Annotated in this window: 17 protein-coding genes and 1 pseudogene; 9 read left to right on the plus strand and 9 right to left on the minus strand. The window is 59.4% G+C overall.

Annotated elements, in window-relative coordinates:
- Positions 1-21: 21 nt before the first annotated feature.
- The 3 genes from ACIOU6_RS04790 (at position 22) to groL (ending at position 2,748) form a co-directional block, all read left to right on the plus strand.
- Complete coding sequence (locus ACIOU6_RS04790) at positions 22-498, plus strand: FxsA family protein (protein WP_034153496.1); 477 nt, start codon at positions 22-24, stop codon at positions 496-498.
- A gap of 259 nt (positions 499-757) precedes the next feature.
- A complete protein-coding gene (locus ACIOU6_RS04795) occupies positions 758-1,051 on the plus strand; it encodes a co-chaperone GroES (RefSeq protein WP_007916610.1) in 294 nt (97 codons plus the stop codon).
- 50 nt (positions 1,052-1,101) lie between these two features.
- Positions 1,102-2,748 (plus strand): chaperonin GroEL, encoded by a 1,647-nt coding sequence (groL, locus tag ACIOU6_RS04800; RefSeq protein WP_221732079.1) that lies wholly within the window; start codon positions 1,102-1,104, stop codon positions 2,746-2,748.
- A gap of 108 nt (positions 2,749-2,856) precedes the next feature.
- On the opposite strand, the gene ACIOU6_RS04805 is transcribed toward groL, so the two are convergent.
- Entirely contained in the window at positions 2,857-3,600 is a 744-nt protein-coding gene (locus ACIOU6_RS04805) for a phosphatase PAP2 family protein (RefSeq protein ID WP_221732078.1), read from the minus strand.
- A 218-nt stretch (positions 3,601-3,818) separates the two neighbouring features.
- On the opposite strand from ACIOU6_RS04805, the gene colR reads away from it, so the two are divergent.
- The 5 genes from colR to ACIOU6_RS04830 all read left to right on the plus strand — a co-directional run bounded on the left by colR (position 3,819) and on the right by ACIOU6_RS04830 (position 7,547).
- Positions 3,819-4,502, plus strand: a complete 684-nt coding sequence (gene colR / locus ACIOU6_RS04810) for a two-component system response regulator ColR (protein ID WP_221732077.1) — start codon at positions 3,819-3,821, stop codon at positions 4,500-4,502.
- Positions 4,492-5,766 (plus strand): HAMP domain-containing sensor histidine kinase, encoded by a 1,275-nt coding sequence (locus ACIOU6_RS04815; RefSeq protein WP_221732076.1) that lies wholly within the window; start codon positions 4,492-4,494, stop codon positions 5,764-5,766. Before colR ends, ACIOU6_RS04815 begins: the two co-directional genes overlap by 11 nt.
- Before the next feature lie 161 nt (positions 5,767-5,927).
- Entirely contained in the window at positions 5,928-6,596 is a 669-nt protein-coding gene (locus ACIOU6_RS04820) for a class I SAM-dependent methyltransferase (RefSeq protein WP_221732075.1), read from the plus strand.
- Between the two features lie 4 nt (positions 6,597-6,600).
- On the plus strand, positions 6,601-7,317 hold the full coding sequence (locus tag ACIOU6_RS04825) for a lipopolysaccharide kinase InaA family protein (protein ID WP_401134282.1): 717 nt from the start codon (positions 6,601-6,603) through the stop codon (positions 7,315-7,317).
- A gap of 2 nt (positions 7,318-7,319) precedes the next feature.
- On the plus strand, positions 7,320-7,547 hold the full coding sequence (locus ACIOU6_RS04830) for a hypothetical protein (protein WP_221732073.1): 228 nt from the start codon (positions 7,320-7,322) through the stop codon (positions 7,545-7,547).
- Positions 7,548-7,631: 84 nt separating this feature from the next.
- Here the strand turns inward: ACIOU6_RS04830 and ACIOU6_RS04835 are convergent, their stop codons facing one another.
- The 8 genes and pseudogenes from ACIOU6_RS04835 to ACIOU6_RS04870 form a co-directional block, all read right to left on the minus strand.
- Positions 7,632-10,667, minus strand: a complete 3,036-nt coding sequence (locus ACIOU6_RS04835) for a multidrug efflux RND transporter permease subunit (protein ID WP_401134285.1) — start codon at positions 10,665-10,667, stop codon at positions 7,632-7,634.
- 13 nt (positions 10,668-10,680) lie between these two features.
- Positions 10,681-11,829 (minus strand): efflux RND transporter periplasmic adaptor subunit, encoded by a 1,149-nt coding sequence (locus ACIOU6_RS04840; RefSeq protein WP_221732071.1) that lies wholly within the window; start codon positions 11,827-11,829, stop codon positions 10,681-10,683.
- Positions 11,830-11,930: 101 nt separating this feature from the next.
- A complete protein-coding gene (locus ACIOU6_RS04845) occupies positions 11,931-13,031 on the minus strand; it encodes a DUF1513 domain-containing protein (RefSeq protein WP_401134288.1) in 1,101 nt (366 codons plus the stop codon).
- Between the two features lie 14 nt (positions 13,032-13,045).
- The gene (locus ACIOU6_RS04850; RefSeq protein ID WP_221732069.1) at positions 13,046-14,110 is read right to left on the minus strand and encodes an imelysin family protein; all 1,065 of its coding nucleotides are present in this window, start codon (positions 14,108-14,110) and stop codon (positions 13,046-13,048) included.
- 26 nt (positions 14,111-14,136) lie between these two features.
- A complete protein-coding gene (locus ACIOU6_RS04855; protein WP_221732068.1) occupies positions 14,137-15,564 on the minus strand; it encodes a di-heme oxidoredictase family protein in 1,428 nt (475 codons plus the stop codon).
- Between the two features lie 276 nt (positions 15,565-15,840).
- Positions 15,841-17,187, minus strand: coding sequence for an imelysin family protein (locus ACIOU6_RS04860; RefSeq protein ID WP_401134293.1), 1,347 nt, complete (start codon positions 17,185-17,187; stop codon positions 15,841-15,843).
- 201 nt (positions 17,188-17,388) lie between these two features.
- A complete protein-coding gene (locus ACIOU6_RS04865) occupies positions 17,389-19,440 on the minus strand; it encodes a bifunctional diguanylate cyclase/phosphodiesterase (protein ID WP_221732066.1) in 2,052 nt (683 codons plus the stop codon).
- A gap of 340 nt (positions 19,441-19,780) precedes the next feature.
- Positions 19,781-20,173: pseudogene (locus tag ACIOU6_RS04870) on the minus strand (superoxide dismutase); the annotation flags it as partial.
- Between ACIOU6_RS04870 and ACIOU6_RS04875 the strand changes: the two are divergent.
- A partial coding sequence (locus ACIOU6_RS04875; RefSeq protein WP_401134299.1) for a hypothetical protein occupies positions 20,156-20,341 on the plus strand: 186 nt, incomplete at its 3' end. The pseudogene ACIOU6_RS04870 and the gene ACIOU6_RS04875 sit on opposite strands and share 18 nt — an antisense overlap.

Here is a 20,341-nt window from a genome sequence, read left to right on the forward strand (position 1 = left end):
TCTTGCGTTGAGGAATTTTTGATGCGCCCTTTTTTGTTGCTCTTTCTGCTGTTTCCGGTGCTGGAGCTATTCGTATTCGTCAAAGTGGCAGGCGCCATCGGGTTCTTCCCGGCCCTGCTGCTGATCATTCTCGGCTCGATGTTCGGCGTGTTCGTGCTGCGCGTCGCCGGTCTGGCAACGGCGCTGCGTGCCCGTGAAAGCCTGAACCGCGGCGAACTGCCTGCGCAAACCATGCTGGAAGGCTTGATGCTGGCCCTGGCCGGCGGCCTGCTGATCCTGCCGGGTTTCATCAGCGACGTGGTCGGTCTGGTGATGCTGTTGCCGTTCACTCGTCGCCTGCTGGCCAACAAGATGCGCCAGCGTGCTGAAGAACAAGCCATGCGCCAGCGTGCGTTCGCCGATGACCTGCAACCTCGTGGCGGTCCTGCACCGCGACAGCCTCTGGGCCGCGAGGGCGATGTGATCGAAGGTGAGTTCGAGCATCGCGACTCCAAGTAGCGCTTGTATCGACACGGCACCTTCGGGTGCCGTGCTCGTTTACGGGCTGCTTTTGTGAAGAACATCAGTAAATTTTTTTAGCGGCGCCCTTGTAATAAGCTTATGCGCCCTTATGTATCGGTCACCGAAAGGTTTCCGATATTTGAGTCGGACAGACTTGCGCGGCTCGCTCGACGAACCGCAACCGGCGCAGGCCGGATTTGTTAAACCCGCCGGGACTACACCGGCCGATGAAAACCACAATTAGGAGAGATCGACAATGAAGCTTCGTCCTCTGCATGACCGCGTCGTTATCCGTCGTAGCGAAGAAGAAAAGAAAACCGCTGGCGGTATCGTCCTGCCAGGTTCGGCTGCTGAAAAAGCCAACCACGGTGTGATTCTCGCTGTAGGCCCGGGCAAAGCTCTGGAAAACGGCGAAGTGCGCGCACTTTCCGTGAAGGAAGGCGACAAGGTTGTGTTCGGTCCTTACTCCGGCAGCAACACAGTGAAAGTCGACGGCGAAGACCTGTTGGTAATGAGCGAGAACGAAATCCTCGCTGTTATCGAAGGCTGATACCTCCGTTCATTTTCCCGCTACTACAAAGTATTTAAGGAATATCGATCATGGCTGCTAAAGAAGTTAAATTCGGCGATTCCGCCCGCAAGAAAATGCTGGTTGGCGTTAACATCCTGGCTGACGCAGTAAAAGCGACCCTGGGCCCGAAAGGCCGTAACGTGATCATCGAGAAGAGCTTCGGCGCTCCGACCATCACCAAGGACGGCGTTTCCGTCGCCAAAGAAATCGAACTCGAAGACCGTTTCGAAAACATGGGCGCGCAGCTGGTCAAAGACGTTGCCTCCCGTGCTAACGATGACGCAGGTGACGGTACTACCACCGCGACCGTTCTGGCTCAGTCGATCGTCAACGAAGGCCTGAAAGCCGTCGCTGCCGGCATGAACCCGATGGACCTCAAGCGCGGTATCGACAAGGCGACCATCGCCATTGTCAAAGAGCTGAAAAACCTGTCCAAGCCATGCGCTGACACCAAGGCAATTGCTCAGGTAGGCACCATCTCCGCCAACTCCGACACCTCCATCGGCGACATCATTGCCGAAGCCATGGAAAAAGTCGGTAAAGAAGGCGTGATCACCGTTGAAGAAGGCACTGGCCTGGAAAACGAACTGTCGGTTGTAGAGGGCATGCAGTTCGACCGCGGCTACCTGTCGCCGTACTTCGTCAACAAGCCGGAAACCATGGTTGCCGAACTGGACAACCCATTGGTTCTGCTGGTCGACAAAAAGATCTCGAACATCCGCGAAATGCTGCCAGTGCTGGAAGCCGTTGCCAAAGCGGGCCGTCCACTGCTGATCGTATCCGAAGACGTTGAAGGCGAAGCCTTGGCGACTCTGGTTGTGAACAACATGCGTGGCATCGTTAAAGTCGCAGCCGTCAAGGCTCCAGGCTTCGGCGACCGTCGCAAGGCCATGCTGCAGGACATCGCTGTTCTGACCGGCGGTACCGTTATCTCCGAAGAGATCGGCCTGAGCCTGGAAGCCGCTACCCTGGAAAACCTGGGCAGCGCCAAGCGCGTGACCATCTCCAAGGAAACCACCATCATCGTTGATGGTGCTGGCGTAGCGGGCGACATCGAAGCCCGCATCGCTCAGATCCGTGCTCAGGTTGCCGAAACTTCCTCGGACTACGACCGTGAAAAACTGCAAGAGCGTCTGGCCAAACTGTCCGGCGGCGTTGCAGTGATCAAGGTTGGCGCTGGTTCCGAAGTCGAAATGAAAGAGAAGAAAGCCCGCGTTGAAGACGCCCTGCACGCAACCCGCGCAGCCGTTGAAGAAGGCGTGGTACCTGGCGGTGGCGTAGCGCTGATCCGTGCTCTGGAAGCCTTGGTCGACCTGAAAGGCGACAACGCTGACCAGAACGTCGGTATCGCTGTATTGCGTCGCGCCGTTGAGTCTCCACTGCGCCAGATCGCTTCCAATAGCGGCGACGAGCCAAGTGTGGTGGTCAACGAAGTCAAGAACGGTAAAGGTAACTACGGTTACAACGCTGCAACGAGCGAATACGGCGACATGGTCGAAATGGGCATCCTGGACCCAACCAAGGTTACCCGTTCGGCATTGCAGGCAGCTGCGTCGATTGCGGGTCTGCTGCTGACCACCGAAGTCGGGATCGCTGAGAAGCCGAAGGCAGAAGGCTCGGCTGGCGGCGGTATGCCAGACATGGGCGGTATGGGTGGCATGGGCGGCATGATGTAAGCCAGCCTTACCCCCGTAACGAAAAACCCCGCCTGCGATGAGCAGGCGGGGTTTTTTATTGCCCGCAATTCAGGTCCACACCACCCCTCTGTGGGGGAGGGCTGTGTTTCAGGTGCCGACGGGTTGTGCTTTCGCTGCCGCTTCAGCCTTGAGCGCCGGGCGATACAGCACCCAGTAATACGACCCCAGACAAATCAGCCAGCAGAAAATCGCTGTCCACACGTTGTGCGAAAAGAAGTGCGCGCCCTGCATCATCCGGCTGACCGAAAATACTGAACCCAGCGTGAAGGCAAAGATGAACGCTTGTCTGGCCAGGCGCGGACGTCGATCACGCAGCACGAAGAACAGCGCAAACAAGGTGAACCCCGTCGCCGCATGACCCCCAGGCCAGCAACGGCCCGGTTTGTTGGTTGGCGGACGATGATCAAGTAACTTGCTGTAGGTTTCATGGCCGCCGAATTGCTCCAGGCTCCATGGGCATTGCACGGCAGTGACGGCTTTGACCGGCGTCACGAACGAAGTGGCCAGCCCGAGGGACAGCACCAGACAGCCCAACTCCCGCTTGAACGGCTTGAGCCGTGCGATGAAGAACGACCCGATGAAGCCGAGAATGGCAAACACCGAGAACGCGATCACCACCTGCTTGGCTCGATCATGAAGGATGTCTTCAAGGAAAAAACTGTGTCGGCCGATGAAGTCGCCAGCGACCGGATCGTAGAACAGCCTGGCCAGGTCCATGTCCAGATCGGTCAGTTCGAGCAGCAGCAGAATAATTGCCGCGAAGGTGGGTATACCCAGACACAACCAGAAATTCAGAGGCCGTGAAGCGGGGCGGGCAGAGGTCGACACCATGGTAATTCCCTGGTCGGTTAGTGTGTTCGATGAGCGCAACCGCGCGGAGTCTGCACCCGCTGGCGTCGGCGATTTGTTAACCGAAAGTGAAAAAAACGTTGGCTGGCATAATCAGCATCCTTGTCGGTAAACAATCCGACGCATGCCTAGCCCTGAGCCGCACTTGGCCGTAAGCTGCGCGGGCCATCACGGCTGTTACTGTGTACGAAGAGGTGCCCATGCGAATTCTGTTGGTCGAAGACAACCGCGATATCCTGGCCAATCTGGCCGATTACCTGGGGCTCAAGGGTTATACCGTCGATTGCGCCCAGGACGGTCTGTCGGGCCTGCATCTGGCGGCCACCGAGCATTATGACCTGATCGTGCTCGACATCATGCTGCCCGGCATCGACGGCTACACCCTGTGCAAACGCCTTCGCGAAGATGCCCGTCGGGACACGCCGGTGATCATGCTGACCGCCCGGGATCAACTGGATGATCGTCTTCAGGGCTTCAAGTCGGGGGCTGACGATTACCTGGTCAAGCCATTTGCCTTGTCTGAGCTCGCTGCACGGATCGAGGCGGTGATGCGCCGTGCCCAGGGCGGCGGACGCCGTGCCCTGCAAGTCGGTGACTTGAGTTATGACCTCGACACGCTGGAAGTGACCCGTGAAGGCAAACTGCTGAAGCTCAACCCGGTCGGCCTCAAGCTGCTGGCGGTGTTGATGCAGAAGAGCCCGCATGTGCTGCGCCGTGAAGTCCTCGAGGAGGCGCTGTGGGGCGATGACTGTCCGGACAGCGACAGCCTGCGCAGTCACGTTCACCAATTGCGTCAGGTGATCGACAAGCCGTTTGCCAAGCCACTGCTGCATACCGTGCACGGCGTGGGTTACCGTTTGGCCGAGGGGCGTGATGGAGTTTAAGCAAAGCCTTTCACAGCGCATCATCATTGCCTTTGCGTTGATGAGCGCACTGGTGGCCGGTGCTTTCGCCATGGGCATTGTCGCTACGGTGCATCTGGTGGAGGAAAAACTGATTTCGGCAGGGCTGGGCGGCGATCTGCAGCGCCTGTTGCTGATGGACAGTGTTTCCGACTGGAGCCATCGCCCGGAACCGGATCAATTGTTCTACTTCAGTGGCGGCCCCGGCGATTTCGAGCTGCCCAAGGACTTGCGTCACCTCGATTCCGGATTCCACGAAGTGTTCCGCGAGCAGCTTTCGTATCATGCAATGGTCGAGGTCGTCGATGGGCGGCGGTATGTGCTGCTGCAGGATCAAAGCGATTTCGAAGAGCGCGAGCGCGTGCTGTTTGCCGTGGTGCTGGTGGGTTTCGTGCTCAGCCTGGCATTGGCGGTTTTCCTCGGTTGGGTGCTCGCGCGCAAAGTGATGGCTCCGGTGGTTCGGCTGGCGCGTCAGGTTCGTCATCGCGACCAATTGCTCGGACTGGCACCACCGCTGGCGCCGGACTACGCGGCTGATGAAGTCGGCGAACTGGCGGTGGCGTTCGATGCCACGCTGGGGCGTTTGCGACAGGCATTGACCCGCGAGCGGCTGTTCACCAGCGATGTCAGCCACGAATTGCGTACACCGCTGATGGTGCTGGCGAGTTCCTGCGAACTGCTGCTGGAAAACCCGGCAATCGACACGCGCGGTCGTGCACAGGTCGAGCGTATTGCGCGGGCCAGTGAGGAAATGCGCGAACTGGTGCAGACCTTCCTGATGCTCGCCCGCGCCCAACGCGAAGACGCGGGGGTGGCGCCGCAACAAAACCTCAGTCAGGTCGCTGGCAGTCTGCTTTGCGTATGGCGCGAATCGATCGAAAGCAAAGGTTTGACGTTGCAGTTCGAGCCCGGTAATCCACCCGCCACCTGCTACAACGCAACGCTGTTGACGGCGGTGATGGGTAACCTGTTGCGTAACGCTTGCCATTACACCGAGCAGGGTTTCATTCGCCTGACGCTCAATGCCAACGGGTTTGTCGTCGAGGATTCCGGTGTGGGTATTCCCGAGGAAAAACGCGAGGCGATGTTCGAGCCGTTTGTGCGCGGCGGTGAAAAGCGCGGTGAAGGCCTGGGGCTTGGATTGTCGCTGGTGCAGCGCATTTGCGAGAACCAGGGCTGGAGTGTCAGCTTGAGTACGATGCAACCCAATGGCTGTCGCTTCGAAGTTGATCTAGGCAAAATCTGACGCAAATAGTGGCTCGATGATACTCCCGCCAACCTGTCTGAATCCTGTATAACGCTGCAATACTTTGTCGGTTGGCCTTACGAAATTTTCACAGCTGGATGACCTGACGCTGACACACCTCGCCTTAAGGTGGTGACATCAGTAATTCAGGAGTTCTGGTGATGGCCGGCCCGATCAAGCTCGATTTTTCCGAAAAGTACGATGATCAACATGCGCAGAAATACCTGCGCAAGCATAAAGACAGCCTTGGCCGTCGGCTCTCCCACTGGCGTGACGAACAGTTGGCTCGCAAAGCGCTGGCGCTGGCCGGTGAGCCGGGGCTGGTGCTGGATCTGCCTTGCGGTGCGGGGCGTTTCTGGCCATTGCTGGGTGAAAAAGCCAATCGCGTGATCATAGGGGCGGACAATTCCGAATCGATGATCCAGACGGCCATGCAGGCGCAACCCGCCGATGTGGTGAAACGGGTACAACCCTTGCACACTTCTGCGTTCGACATCGCCTTGCCTGATAACGCCGTCGACAGCATTTTCTGTATGCGCCTGCTCCATCACATCGGAGACGCCGAGCATCGTCGGGCCATTCTGCGTGAATTCGAGCGCGTCACCCGTGACAGCGTGATCATTTCATTGTGGGTCGATGGCAATTTCAAGGCCTGGAAACGCCAGCGCGCCGAGAAGAAACGTGCCAGTCGCGATTACCAGAATCGCTTTGTGTTACCGGCTGCTACGGTCGAAAAAGAATTTGAAGAGGCGGGTTTCCGCATTCAGGAACAACTGGACTTTATTCCGCTCTATGCGATGTGGCGGGTTTACGTATTACGCAAGAGGTAACAGGATGGCAGTGCAATTTGCAGCAGAAACGGAAGTCGCTCCGCAGGACCGCTTCGACTACTACTGGGCTCAGCGCGGTGAATGGGTGGAAGAGCCCAACGTGCGCCGTGGTGGCGAAAGTGGTGTGCAACGGATCGTGGGCAAGGACGGCCAATTGCTGTACGCCAAACGCCAGACCGGACACATTTATCGCAGTTGGTTGCACCCGTTTGGGCGTCCGACTGTCTTGCGCGAGCTTGATGCACTGACCGGCGTCAGCAAACTGGGTGTGCGAGTACCGCAAATCGTTTTCTGTGGTGCCCAGCCTGATCCGCAGCACAAGTGGCGAGCACTGCTGGTGACCAAGTCTCTGGATGGTTTCCAGGAACTGGAACATTGGCTGGCGGCAGCCGGTGGGCGCGATCAGTGTGGCGATGTGATCTATGAGCGTGTGCTCAAGGATCTCGCCGAAAACCTGGCGCGCATGCACAAGGGCCGCTGGCAGCACAGCTGCATTTACATCAAACATGTGTTTGTGCGAGTGACCGGCGAAGGCGAATCCGCCAAGGTCGAAGTGGCCTTGATCGACCTGGAGAAATGCCGCCAGCGTCTGACTGCCTATCGCGCCGCCTCTCACGACATGAAGCAATTGCGTCGCCATTCGTCGTTCCGGGATACGGACTGGAAAAAACTCGTCTACTTTTATGAGACGGCGTTTGGCAGCGCTATCAAAGGTTTATAGCGATGAAACTCGAAATTGCACGAGGTTTGTTTTTGGTTGGAGCCTTGGCAGTTGCATCACTCGCGGTGGCTGCCTGGGAGCAGCCACGCATGCAGGTTATCGGTGCATCCCTAGCGGATGCCCATTGCGTGGTGCCACGGGCGGCTAAAGCCTCCGTGGCGACCGAACCCGATCATGATTTGCTGTTGTTCATGTTCGGACTTTCTCAAGGGATGAGGCCACAGAGTTGAACCGATTGAAGCCCAAGTAAAAGGCCTCGCCGTTGCGAGGCCTTTTTTATTGTGCAGATTTCGGGAATTGCTCCCACAGGGGGGTTATGCGGTTTTCTTTGGATCCGGCTTGGCCAGCAAGGTGTAAACGCAGGGCAGGACGAACAAGGTAAACAACGTCCCGATCGACATCCCTGTCGCAATCACCATCCCGATATCAAACCGGCTGACCGCCCCGGCACCTGTTGCCAGAATCAGTGGCACCATGCCGAAGACCATCGCGGCGGTGGTCATCAACACCGGCCGTAAGCGAATCGCCGCCGCTTCCTCCACCGCCTCACGCACCGACAGGCCCTTATCCTTACGCAACTGGTTAGCGAACTCGACGATCAGGATCCCGTGCTTGCTGATCAACCCGATCAGCGTCACCAGGCCCACTTGGGTGTAGATGTTCATGCTCGACCAGCCAAGGAATAACGGGATCAGCGCCCCGCAGATCGACAACGGCACCGTCACCAGAATCACCAGCGGATCGCGGAAGCTCTCGAACTGCGCCGCCAGCACCAGAAAGATGATCGCCAGCGCCAATGCGAACGTCACCCACAATGCGCTGCCTTCCTGGACGAACTGGCGCGACGCGCCGCCATAGTCGAAGGCAAAACCGGCCGGTGCTTCTTCCCGGGCGATCTGCAAGACAGTGTCGATGGCTTCACCCATGCTCACCAATGGGAACCCGGACAGCTTCGCGGCGTTGAGTTGCTGGAATTGGTTCAGTTGTCGCGGGCGCGCCCGGTCAGTCACGGTGATCAACGTTGACAGCGGCAACAACTCGCCCTGGGTGTTTTTCACGTAATAGTTGTTCAGCCAGCCCGGATTGTCGCGGTAAGCCCGTTCAACCTGAGCGATGACCTTGTAGCTGCGTCCTTCGATGGTGAAACGGTTGATTTCAGCCTCACCGAGCAGGGTGGCCAGCGTGCCCCCCAGATCCTGCATCGAAACGCCCATCTGCGCCGCTTTGGCACGGTCGATGTCGACCACCACCTCTGGTTTGTCGAATGCCAGATCGAGGTCGACGAACGCAAATTTGCCCGATTCCATGGCGCGTTTCTTGATCCGGTCAGCCACTTGCAACAACTGCTCGTAGTCGTTGGCTGTATTGATCACGAAATCAAACGGTAAGCCTTCACCGGTGCCGGGCAGAGAGGGCAGATTGAAGCCGAAAATCTGCACGCCGGGGATGTTTTGAAGCTTGCCCTGAACCTCGGGAAGTATTTGCATCTGTGTGCGACTGCGTTCGTTCCACGGTTTGAGCAGGAAACCACCGATGCCGGACTGCACGCCGTTGTAGCCGTTGATCTGGAACGAGGAGTAGTACTCCGGGAATTGCTTGAAGATCTTGATGAATTCGTCGGTGTAGGTGTTCAGGTAATTGAGGTTGGTCGGCTGCGGGGCGTTGGCAATCATGAAAATGATGCCCTGATCCTCGTCCGGTGCCAGTTCCGATTTGGTGAACTTGAGGAACACCGGAATCAGGCACAGCACGATCACCGCAAAGACCAATACCACCGGCCGCGTATTGAGCGTGCCGTGCAACAGGCTTTGGTAGCGGCGCTTGAGGCCCTCAAAGATGCGGTCGAGGCGATGGGCCAGGCCACTGGGGTTCTCATCGTGACGCAGTAAAAAGGCGCACATCATTGGCGACAGCGTCAGGGCAACGACGCCGGAAATCACCACGGCGCCGGCCAGGGTCAAGGCAAACTCCTTGAACAACGCCCCGGTCAGCCCGGTGAGGAAACCGATCGGCGCGTACACCGCCGCCAGGGTGATGGTCATCGACACCACCGGCATGGCGATTTCCCGTGCGCCTTCCAAGGCGGCATCAAACGGCGTCTTGCCTTCCTCGATATGCCGGTGGATGTTTTCCACCACCACGATCGCATCGTCGACCACCAACCCGATCGCCAGCACCATCGCCAGCAAGGTCAGCAGGTTGATCGAATAGCCCATCATTTGCATGAAGAACATCACGCCGATCATCGACAGCGGAATGGTCACAACCGGGATCACCACCGAACGCAGCGCGCCGAGGAACAGGAACACGACGACGATCACGATCAGCACCGCTTCGAACAGGGTTTTCACCACTTCGTCGATGGAGGCCTGAATGAACAGGGTGGCGTCGTAGGCAATTTCGCTTTTGAGGTTCGGCGGTAGCTGGGCTTCGAGCTGCGGCATGATCTTGCGCACTTCCTTGATCACGTCCAGCGGGTTGGCGCCGGGCGTGGCCTTGATGCCGATATACACCGACGGAGTGCCGCCGAAGGAGCTGATGGAGTTGTAGTTCTCCGCGCCCATTTCGACCCGCGCCACATCACTGAGCAATACGCGGCTGTCGCCACTGACCTTGAGCGGAATCGCCGCGAACGCTTCGGCGGATTTCAGTTCGGTGTTGGCGTTGATGCTGGTGACCACGTACTCGCCTTTCACTTCGCCTGCGGCGGAGAGGAAGTTGTACTGGCGCACCGCGTTGGTGACGTCGCTGGCGCTGAGGCCGAACCCGGCGAGCTTGACCGGGTCGAGCCACAGGCGCATGGCAAACACCTGATTGCCGAGAATCTCGGCTTCGGCCATGCCCGGCAGGGTCGCCAGTTTTGGCTGGATGACCCGTGACAGGTAGTCGGTGATCTGTGGGTTGCTCAAATCCTTACTGAAGAAACTGATGTACATCAGCGCCGAGGCATCGGCGGATTCCTTGCTCAGCACCGGATCTTCGGCATCTTGTGGCAGTTTGTTTTTCACCTCGTTGGCCTTGGCCAACAACTCGGTGAAGAGGCGGTCGCTGTTGGAGCCGATGCGCGCGTAGATCGAGATCACCGAGAAGTTCTGGCGACTGACCGAGGTCATGTAGTCGATACCCTCGGCACTGGCCAGGCTCTGTTGCATCGGCTGGGTGATGTAGCCCTGGATGGTTTCGGCGTTGGCCCCCGGGTAGGCGGTGGTCACCGTGATCAGGGCATTTTCCAATTGCGGGTATTGGCGCAGCGGCAGTTTGCTCCAGGCCTGGAAGCCCAGCAGCACAATCAACAGGCTGACCACGGTGGCGAGCACCGGGCGGCGGATGAACGGATCGGTAAAAGCCATGGGGATTCCTTGATCAGTCGGCGCGGGGCGGACTGTTCTGCTCGCCGAGGGTCTTGTCGTCGCTGATGGCAATGTGTGCGCCGTTGTCCAGTTTGATCTGGCCAGCGGTCACCACTTGTTCGCCTTTCTGCACGCCCTTGTTGATCATCACCAGGCCATCGCGGCGCTCACCGGTTTCGATGAAGCGGCGCTCGGCAATCAGCACCGGTTGGCCCTTGTCGTCTTTTTCGACGCTGCCGTCCTCGGCTTTCTTCTGCCCGACCACGTACAGCGAGTTGCCGTACAGGGTGTAGGTGATTGCGCTCTCTGGCACCACGACGTGTGTCTGCGGATCCGGTAACAATACGTCGAGGCTGGTGAACATGCCCGGCAGCAATTTGCCGTCGGGGTTGGCCAGGGTGGCGCGTACCAGAATGTTGCGCGTCGTGCTTTCGACAATCGGATTGATTGCGCTGATCTTGCCCGCGAAGTTTTGCTCGGGGTAGGCGGACACCGAGATTTGTACCGGTTGCCCGATGGCCAGTTTCGGCACCGATTGTTCCGGTAAATAGAAGTCGGCGTAGAGGCTGCTCAGATTCTGCAGTGTGGCGATTTTGGTGCCGCTGGCGAGGTAGTCGCCGACATCGACCTGACGAATGCCGATGGTGCCGCTGAACGGCGCGAGGATGCGTTTTTTGGCCAGCGAGGCATTGAGCTGATTGACCGTCGCGCGGTTTTTTTGCAAAACCGCCGAGAGCCGGTCGTATTCGCCTTTGGAGATGGCCCGACTGTCGATCAGTTGGCTGCCGCGACCGAAGTCCAGTTGCGCCAGTCCCAGATCGGCCTTGGCGGTTTCCAGCAGGGCGGTTTCGACAGCGCTGTCGAGTTGCAGCAACGGTTGCCCGGCCTTGACCTTCTGCCCTGATTCGAACTTGAGGTCGGTGACGGTACCGGCGACTTCCAGGCTCAGGTCGACGCCTTGCAGTGCCTTGAGGGTGCCGACGGTGGGTAAACGCATCTGCCACGGGCGTTCCGTGGCAATGGCCACGGCGACGCTGATCGCTGGTTTCGGCTTGGAAAAGCCCTGGACCATCGTGTAGATCGAAAAGGCTTTGTACCCGCCCAGCACCAGGACGACCAGCAAAACAACACCCAACATGATCAGCATGCGGCGACGCAGCATATTTCCAGTTCCTTGGATAAATCAGGTGAGACAGGCGGGCACATTACTCCGAGTACAGGGGGTATTCCAACTGGCAGTTTCTGCAAAGCAATAAAGGCATTTCACGCCATCAAGTGCAGATGGTTGTCCCAGAGCCCTGCCGGCAATTCCAGCGGTTTGGCCAACAGATCATCCTGACGGCAGTCGTAGTAGCGGCAGCGCCCTTGACCGGAGGTCACGACAAAGCCGTCCTTCACCGCACCCACGCCGGCACAATCGGGCAATGGCGCATCAAGGCGCACTTCGCCGTTGTCCAGATCCCAGATGAAGAAGCGATTGCCACGCGGGGCCGTCAAGGCGACCAGACGCAGATCACTGTGCACCGCAACGCTGGCGGTGTAATGCCCCATCGACTGCAACTGGTGCTCTGGCACCGGGAATGCCACGAACGGCTGCCCGGGGCGCTTGATTGCCAGCAGTTCCGAGCGTTCGTGGGACGCGCCCATGAATTGCTGACCGGCGACAATAGTGCCGTCGCTGGCGATGCCCAGATGGCGCACGCTGTTCATTTGCTGGGCGAGGGTTTCCTTGCTCAGCAAGGTGCCGTCGCGCTGCATCAGCACCAGGCTCGGTTCCATGGCGTTGAGATTCATGTCGACGCGGCTTTCGGCTTCGGTACGAATGCCGCCGTTGGCCACCACCAGCGTCTCGCCATCGGGCATCCACGACACCTGATGCGGGCCGAGGCCGTGGGTGGAAATCTCGCCGCTGTGTACCAGCCGTTCGCCCTCGAATCGGTACACCCCGAGCAGGCCACGGCCTGGGTCAGTGGTGTCGTTTTCGGTGGCGTACAGGTACTCGCCGTCCTTGTGAATCACCGCGTGGCCGTAGAAGTGCCGGTTCGGCTGCGACGTCACGGTTTGCAGCAACGTACCGTCGCGCAGGTCGATCAGGTAGCTTTCGGTGCCCGGACGACGGGCGACGAACAGCGCAATCGGTAGCGTCGGGTGGTTGATGATGTCGTGGCAACGCAGGCCGACTTCGGTAGCAAACACCCGTGTGCCATCGAGCCGATAGCCGACGGCGTAGTGCTTGCCGTCGGTGTCATCGCGCGCCGAGAGCAACAGCGGGCTCTGATCCTTGCGCTTGAACAGCGTCCAGCCGCCCAGTGTCACTGCTCCCAGCAGCAAACTACCTAAAGTCAGAGCCTGGCGTCGCAGCATGGCACTTGCCCTCATCAGTCACCGTCGTTGGCGTTGAAGCCCAGTTGAATGCCCAGCGCCTTGGCCAGTTCGCCTTCGTGCAGGCGATGGACGACGTTGAGGCTGTCGTAGATGTCGTTCAGTTGCTGACGACCGGCGTCGTCTTCGAGCATTTCGCCGAGCGAGCGCTGGGTGCTGGCGAACAGTTTCAGCGAGGCGGCATAAGCGGCGTCGATCTTGTCCGCCAAAGGCTTCTGATCGCTTGGCAGCAGGCTGCGCAGGCCTTTGTTGTCGACACCTTCCCAAACGGTTTTGGCGGCGGCGAGGCTGGCTTCCAACGCTGTCAGCGACGACTGGCTGCGCCATGCATCGGCCTGGAATGGCTGCGGCACGCCTTTGCTCTGGCGGCCCATTGGGGTGCCGAGCTTTTTCTTCAGGGTGTCGAGTGCGGTGACTTGTACACGCAGCAGATCGGCAATCGCTTCGTGGGAATCGGCGTAGCGCTGGTTCGGGAACTTGGTCATCTGCGCGAGCATGCCGTCGGTGTTGTTCCAGCTCTGCAGAATCTCCTCGGCCAGTTGCTTCTGGCGTTCGCCAATGGCGATCAGCAATGGGCAGTACTTGGCTTTCTGGTCGGCGTTGGCGACGTCAGGCTTGGCGTCGAACAGGATGTACTCGTAAGCCGACAGCCCCTGAACCACCACGCTCGATTTGGCCAGTGCGCCAGCATCGATCTGCGGCTGGGCGACGACCAGTTGCTCGACCTGACGGCCGACGAGGTTTTTCTTGTCCGGCCAGAACTGCACTTGCCACGAGCGGTTGCCTTCGGCCAGCGGGCCGATCAGCAGCGGTTGCAATTCGGCCCAGGCTTTCTGCGCGTGCAGGAAGTCGGCGCGAGCGGTTTCCAGCGTCTCTTTGCCCTGGCAGTAGGCGAGGGCGCTGACCGCCAGTTGCTTGTCGGCTTCGACCCAGCGGGTGTACGTCGGCAGAATCACCGATTTGGCGATAGCGGCCGAAGTGACGGCTTGCGGATCCTGCGGCGAGCAAGCGCCGAGGGCGAGCGCGGCAAGGCTGGTGAACAGTAGCTTGGGACGGAACATGTCGGGCTCCCGATTCTTTTAAGTGTTTAAAGTGAATTCAGAAACGCCAGCAACGCGGTGCGCTGCTCGGCATTGAAAGACAAAACCTGTTGCTGCGCCGCTTGCGCTTCGCCACCGTGCCAAAGCACGGCTTCAAGCAGATTGCGTGCGCGGCCGTCATGCAAAAACTGCGTGTGGCCACTGACCGCTTGCGTCAGTCCGATGCCCCACAACGGCGGCGTGCGCCAGTCGCGGCCGGAAGCCTGGAATTCAGTGCGGTTGTCAGCCAGACCGTCGCCCATGTCATGCAGCAGCAGATCGCTGTACGGGCGAATCACTTGATTGGCCAGTTCAGGTTCGGCGGCGTTGGCGGCGGTGGTGTATTTCGGTGTGTGACACGACTGGCAGCCGGCCTGGTAAAACAGGTTCTTGCCGGCCAGTACTTGGGTGTCGCTGACGCCACGGCGCGCGGGAACGGCGAGGTTGCGGCTATAGAACAGCACCAGACGCAGGATGTTGTCGCTGACTTCCGGCTCACCGTCCGGGCCATTGCCGTTCGGCGCCTGTTTGCAGGCGGTTTGCGCTTCGGTGCAGTCATCGAACGGTCGCATGCTGGTCGTGAGGCCCATATCCCCGGCAAACGCATGAACATTTTGTTGGTTGAGGGTCGGTTGCCCGGCTTTCCAGCCAAATCGACCGATCACGGTTTTCTGCAGGACGTCATCCCAGACCTGATTCGGTCGGCCGTTGATGCCGTTCTTCTCTTTGGCCTGAGCGGTGGCATTGGCGAGAATCGCTTCTTCGGGGATCGCTTCGAGCAGGCCGAGGCCGATCATGGGGGGAGCGATGCGTGCGGAGAAACGCGTGTCCGGGTGCATCGGCCCGTAACCGAGTTGAGTGATTCGCAGCTCCGGTTTACGCAGTTCGACTTCCGTGCCGTCCTTGAAGCGCACCGGCACCGGTGTGTACTCGACGCGAACCTTGCCTTCCGGAACCATCCCAGGCACGGCCATGTCCTGGAGCTGGCCGCCGTAGACCGGCTCCGGCACCACGCCGACCTGCTCGATGACTTTGGCCAGTTCCGGGGTGTTGGGGATCGACAGTCTTACCAGCATCGACACTGCATTGTTTGCCTGCGGTGTCGGTGGATGACCGCGACCGTCCTTGATGTGGCAGTTCTGGCAGGCGTTGGTGTTGAACAACGGGCCGAGGCCGTCACGAGCGGTGGTGGTCGATGGGGCGATCACCCAGGGGCTGCGGAAGAAGCTGTTGCCGACGCTGAAATCCACCCTGCGCGATGGCGGCAGGTTGGCCGAGGGCAGGGAAAACGCGTTCTGATCGGTCTTGCGCACGGTCGCCGCACCGCCTGAGCGTGCTTCACCGGGCTCGGCTTTGGTGAAGCGCGGGGCGTCATCGCAGGCACTCAGGCCCAAGGCCAGAAACAGTGCGGACAAACGAAGAGGCAGCGAGGGCATAGACATCCTGCGGACGGGCAAAAACAAAGGCGCAAAGTCTAACAGGGCGCAGGAGTTTGAATAAGAGGAATTATCGTTTACTTGATGTGAGGCAGTGATTTAGAGAAACGCAGCCTCCTTGTGGGAGCGGGCTTGTTCGCGAAAGCGGTGTGTCAGTCAATTCATCTGTGTCTGCCCCATCGCTTTTGGGAGCAAGCCCGCTCCCACAGGGTTTTGTGCATGGCAGGTATGAAAAAGGCGACCCGGAGGTCGCCTTTTTCAGTCAGACAAGCTTGATCAGAATTCGTGATCAGCGCTGTCCGGGTTCAGGTCAGTGATGCCCAGTTTGCCGGCCGCCGCTTCGATCGAACCGGTCTGCTTGACCAGCGAGGCGATGGCGTCACGCACGATCTGGTTGCCAGCGGTGTTGCCGGCTGCGATCAATTGGTCGTAGTGCTCACCCTTGTTGGCGTGGTCGACCATGACCTGGATCTTGGCTTCGGTCGCGGCCAGATCGGCTTTCAGCGCGGTGTCGGCGGCCGGATCGGCCTTGGCCACCAGCGACGACAGGCTGGCGCCGGTCATTTTGGTGCCGTCGACACGGGTGTACTCGCCCAGGTAAACGTTACGAACGCCTTTGGCATCGTAGAAGTGCGAGTTGTGGGTGTTGTCGCTGAAGCAATCCTGTTCGTCTTCAGGGGAGTTGGCTTCCAGGGACACCTTCATGCGCTCGCCCGCCAGTTCGCCCAGGGACAGGCTGCCCATACCGAAGAGCATTTTGCGCAGGCCGTTTTCGCCCGGTTCGGCTTCCAGGGTGGCGCGGTAGTTGTCAGCCACGTTCGGCTTCCAGTTACCGACCATTTCTTCCAGGTCGCTGACCAGCAGTTGGGTCACGGATTTGAGGTAGGCACGACGACGATCGTTGTGACCGCCGGTAGCGCCGGCGCCCTCCAAGTAGTCGGAAGCAGGGCGGTTGCCCGCGCCAGGACCGGTACCGTTCAGGTCTTGGCCCCACAGCAGGAATTCGATGGCGTGGTAGCCGGTGGCAACGTTGGCCTCGGAACCGCCCAGCTCGTTCAGGCTGGCGAGTTTTTCCGGGGTGATGTCTTTCACGTCGACCTTGTCTTCGCCGACCTGGACTTCGGTGTTGGCGATGATGTTGGCGCTGGCGCCCGGATTACCCAGTGCGTGTTCGTAGGATTTGTCGACGTAGTCGATCAGACCCTCGTCCAGTGGCCAGGCGTTAACCTGACCTTCCCAGTCGTCGATGATGGTGTTGCCGAAGCGGAACACTTCGCTCTGCAGATACGGAACGCGCGCAGCGACCCAGGCAGCCTTGGCGGCGTTCAGGGTGTCGGCGTTCGGCTTGGCAAGGAATGCGTCGACGGCGGTTTGCAGGGTTTTCGCGGTGGATTCGGCATCGCTGTAAACGGCGAAGACCATGTCGGCGTAATGCGCGACCACAGCCTTGGCGGCGGCGTCGTCGATTTTAGCGGCTGCGGCAGGTGCAGCGGCAGGAGCGGTGGTGCTGGCGGCTGGAGTCGGCGTGGTCGGGGCGGCGGGCTTGTCTTTGCCTTCGCCGCAACCGGCGAGGGAAATGGCGATGGCCAGCAGACTGGCGGTAGCCAGAGGCATACGAATCATGGCGAACATCCTGCTTCGGTAGTTGAGTGGACTCGCGCTGGGGGCGCAAAACTGCGACATAATGCAAATCTTTCGCATTATCTGTAAAGGGATGTGCTTGGAAATATTTCTTATTCGTGTATTGAGATCAAAAGATCACAGCCTCTCGGCAACGCTTACAGGCGAATGGGATTCACGAGAGCTGCCAAAGGCTGCGAACTTTTAAAGGATGGCCGCGTTGCTGCGTTGCGCCTGCTTGAGGTAGGCGCTCAACTCGCGCGCCGGCAGCGGTTTGCTGTAGTGGTAGCCCTGACCTTCGTGGCAGCCTTCGGAAATGATGTACGACTCCTGCTCGGCGGTTTCCACGCCTTCAGCAATTACTTGCATGCCCAGGCTCTTGCCCAGTTGAATGATCGCGCGAACGATGGTCGCATCGTCGTCGTCATCCAGCAGATCCTGCACAAAGCTCTTGTCGATCTTGATCTTGTCCAGCGGCAGACTTTTCAGATAACTGAGCGATGAATACCCGGTGCCGAAGTCGTCGATGGCAATCAGCGCGCCGGAGCGGCGCAGGCTCAGCAAGTGCTGGGCGGCGGTGCTGATGTCTTCCATCAGGCCGGTTTCGGTGACTTCCAGCTCCAGACTGCGCGGTGGCAAGCGGTACATCTGCAGCAGATTGTTAACCACCCGCGGCAGTTCGGCGTGGTGCAGTTGCACGGTGGACAGGTTGACCGCCATGCGCAGGTCGACAAAGCCCTGATCGTGCCATTCGCGCAATTGCTTGCAGGCCTGATCGAGCACCCATTCACCGATGGCGATGATCGTACCGTTCTGTTCGGCCAGCGGAATGAACAGGTCGGGCGGGACCAGGCCGTGTTCAGGGTGTTGCCAGCGAATCAACGCCTCGACGCCAACCACGCGGTGATCGCGGTAGCTGATCTGCGGTTGATAAACGAGGTAGAACTGATCGCGCAACAAGGCATCGCGCAGGTCTTTTTCCAGTTCGCGACGGCGACGCATCTCGCTGTCGACGCTGGCGATGTAGAACTGATAACGATTGCGCGAGCGGGTCTTGGCCAGGGTCATGGTCTGCTCGGCCTTCTGTAACAGCTTTTCGGTGCTGTCGCCGTCCTCCGGGAACAGGGTGATGCCGATGGTCGCACGCAGGCGGATTTCCTGGTCGTCGAGGGCGAACGGCGCCTCCAGATCATCAAGAATGCTTTGTGCCAGCTCCGCCGCTTCGTAAGGCTGTTCGATATCGGCCTGCACCAGGGCGAACTGGTCGCCACCCAAACGGGCGAGGGCACCGAGGCGGCCGCTGTGGGCGCGCAAGCGATCAGCCAACGCCAGCAACAATTGATCGCCGGTCTGGTAGCTGAACTGTTCGTTGATACCTTTGAAATCATCCAGCCCCACGCACAACACCGCGACGCGGCGTTGCAGCTTGCCGGCGTCGACGAGGATCTTGTCCAGTTGCTGCTGCAGTTGCTGGCGGTTTGGCAGACCGGTGAGGAAATCGTATTGAGCCATGCGCAGCAGGCTGTTTTCCGCTTCGTGGCGCAGGTGGGTATTGCGTTCGATGGATTCGAGCAACTGGTTGGCGGTGTTGATCCAGATTCCCAGTTCGTTTTTCTCGTGGCCCTTGAGTTGCGGAATCTTGTGTTCGCTGGGTCGATCCGGATTGATTTCGGTCAGGTGTTCGATGATCCGCGACAGCGGTTTGGTCAGCAGCCAGTGATAGACCAGATAAAGCACCAGGCCCAGGGCCAGGGCACGCAATACACCGGAAATGAAAATGATCACCGAACTGACGATAAAACTCTCGCCATAGGTAGCCGTGTCGAGGGTGATGCTCAAGTCGCCGTAGTACTCGCTGTAGGGGCCGCGACCCACCAGTTGCGTGGTGAAGGTGCGCTCCTGACCCAGAATAAGGTCGGTCAGCCAGCGGCTGTTGGAATGCTGTAACTCACGGGATTTTTGCGCGAGCATCGCTTCATTGGGATGGCCGATGGAGGCCTGGCGCACGGCGTCGTCCTGGAACAGGCCTTCGATCACCTGCATGCCCATCTCCCGATCCAGGCTGTAGACGGCCTGAGTGGAGGGGTCGCGGAACATGTCGAGGATCCGTTCGGCGTCACCGACAACGGCCTGGCGTGTTTTATAGGCATCGAAAACAATTTGCGCGCAGCTCAAGACCACGCCCACGATCAATGCCGACAGGAGCACGACCCGGAGCAACTTCACCGACAAGCTGTTCTTGAGTTCCAGCTTCAAAGGGTTATTCCTTGTTCCGTGCGGGTAGCGTCAAGTTGCCGTGAGTATTGGCAATCCGGTGTTGGCAGTCAAAGGGACAATCAGGCTCAGAATAAATTGCCTGTGGCCTGGGCCGAAATGCTGCTGACTAGAGTATTAGTCCTATTTGTACTGTGTCGGTAGTTTCTGCTCTCAACTTGAGCGTTGCGGGACATTTTTTCCTTTTTTTGATGGTAGCCCTCTGTGAGAGGGCGGCAAGCGGCGGCAGACAGATTTAAATCTGAGAAAAGCGCTATCTCGTACCTGAATCAAAGGCATAAAAAAACCCGACATCAGCCGGGTTTCTTCTCTGGCGCGCAGCTTAAGCGGTGAAGGTTTTGCCTTCGAACTGCTCAGCGACGAACTTCCAGTTGACCAGGTTCCAGAACGCTTCGACATACTTGGGACGAACGTTGCGGTAGTCGATGTAGTAAGCGTGTTCCCAGACATCGCAAGTCAGCAGCGGAGTGTCGCCGCTGGTCAGCGGGTTGCCGGCGCCGATGGTGCTGGCCAGCGCCAGGGAACCGTCAGCCTTTTTCACCAGCCAGCCCCAGCCGGAACCGAAGGTGCCGATCGAGGTTTTGCTGAATTCTTCCTTGAACTTGTCGAACGAACCGAAGGCTGCGTTGATTGCATCAGCCAGCGCGCCGGTTGGTTGACCGCCGGCGTTTGGCGCCAGGCAGTTCCAGTAGAACGTGTGGTTCCAGACCTGAGCGGGGGGGGGGGGGGGGGGGGGGGGGGGGGGGGGGGGGGGGGTGGGGGGGTGGGGGGGGGGGGGGGGGGGGGGGGGGGGGGGGGGGGGGGCTGGGGGGGGGGGGGGGGGGGGGCGGCGGGGGGGGGGGGGGGGGGGGGGGGGGGGGGGGGGGGGGGGGGGGGGGGGGGG

The sequence above is a fragment of the Pseudomonas sp. NPDC087615 genome (assembly GCF_044743445.1).
Lineage (GTDB): Bacteria > Pseudomonadota > Gammaproteobacteria > Pseudomonadales > Pseudomonadaceae > Aquipseudomonas > Aquipseudomonas baetica_A.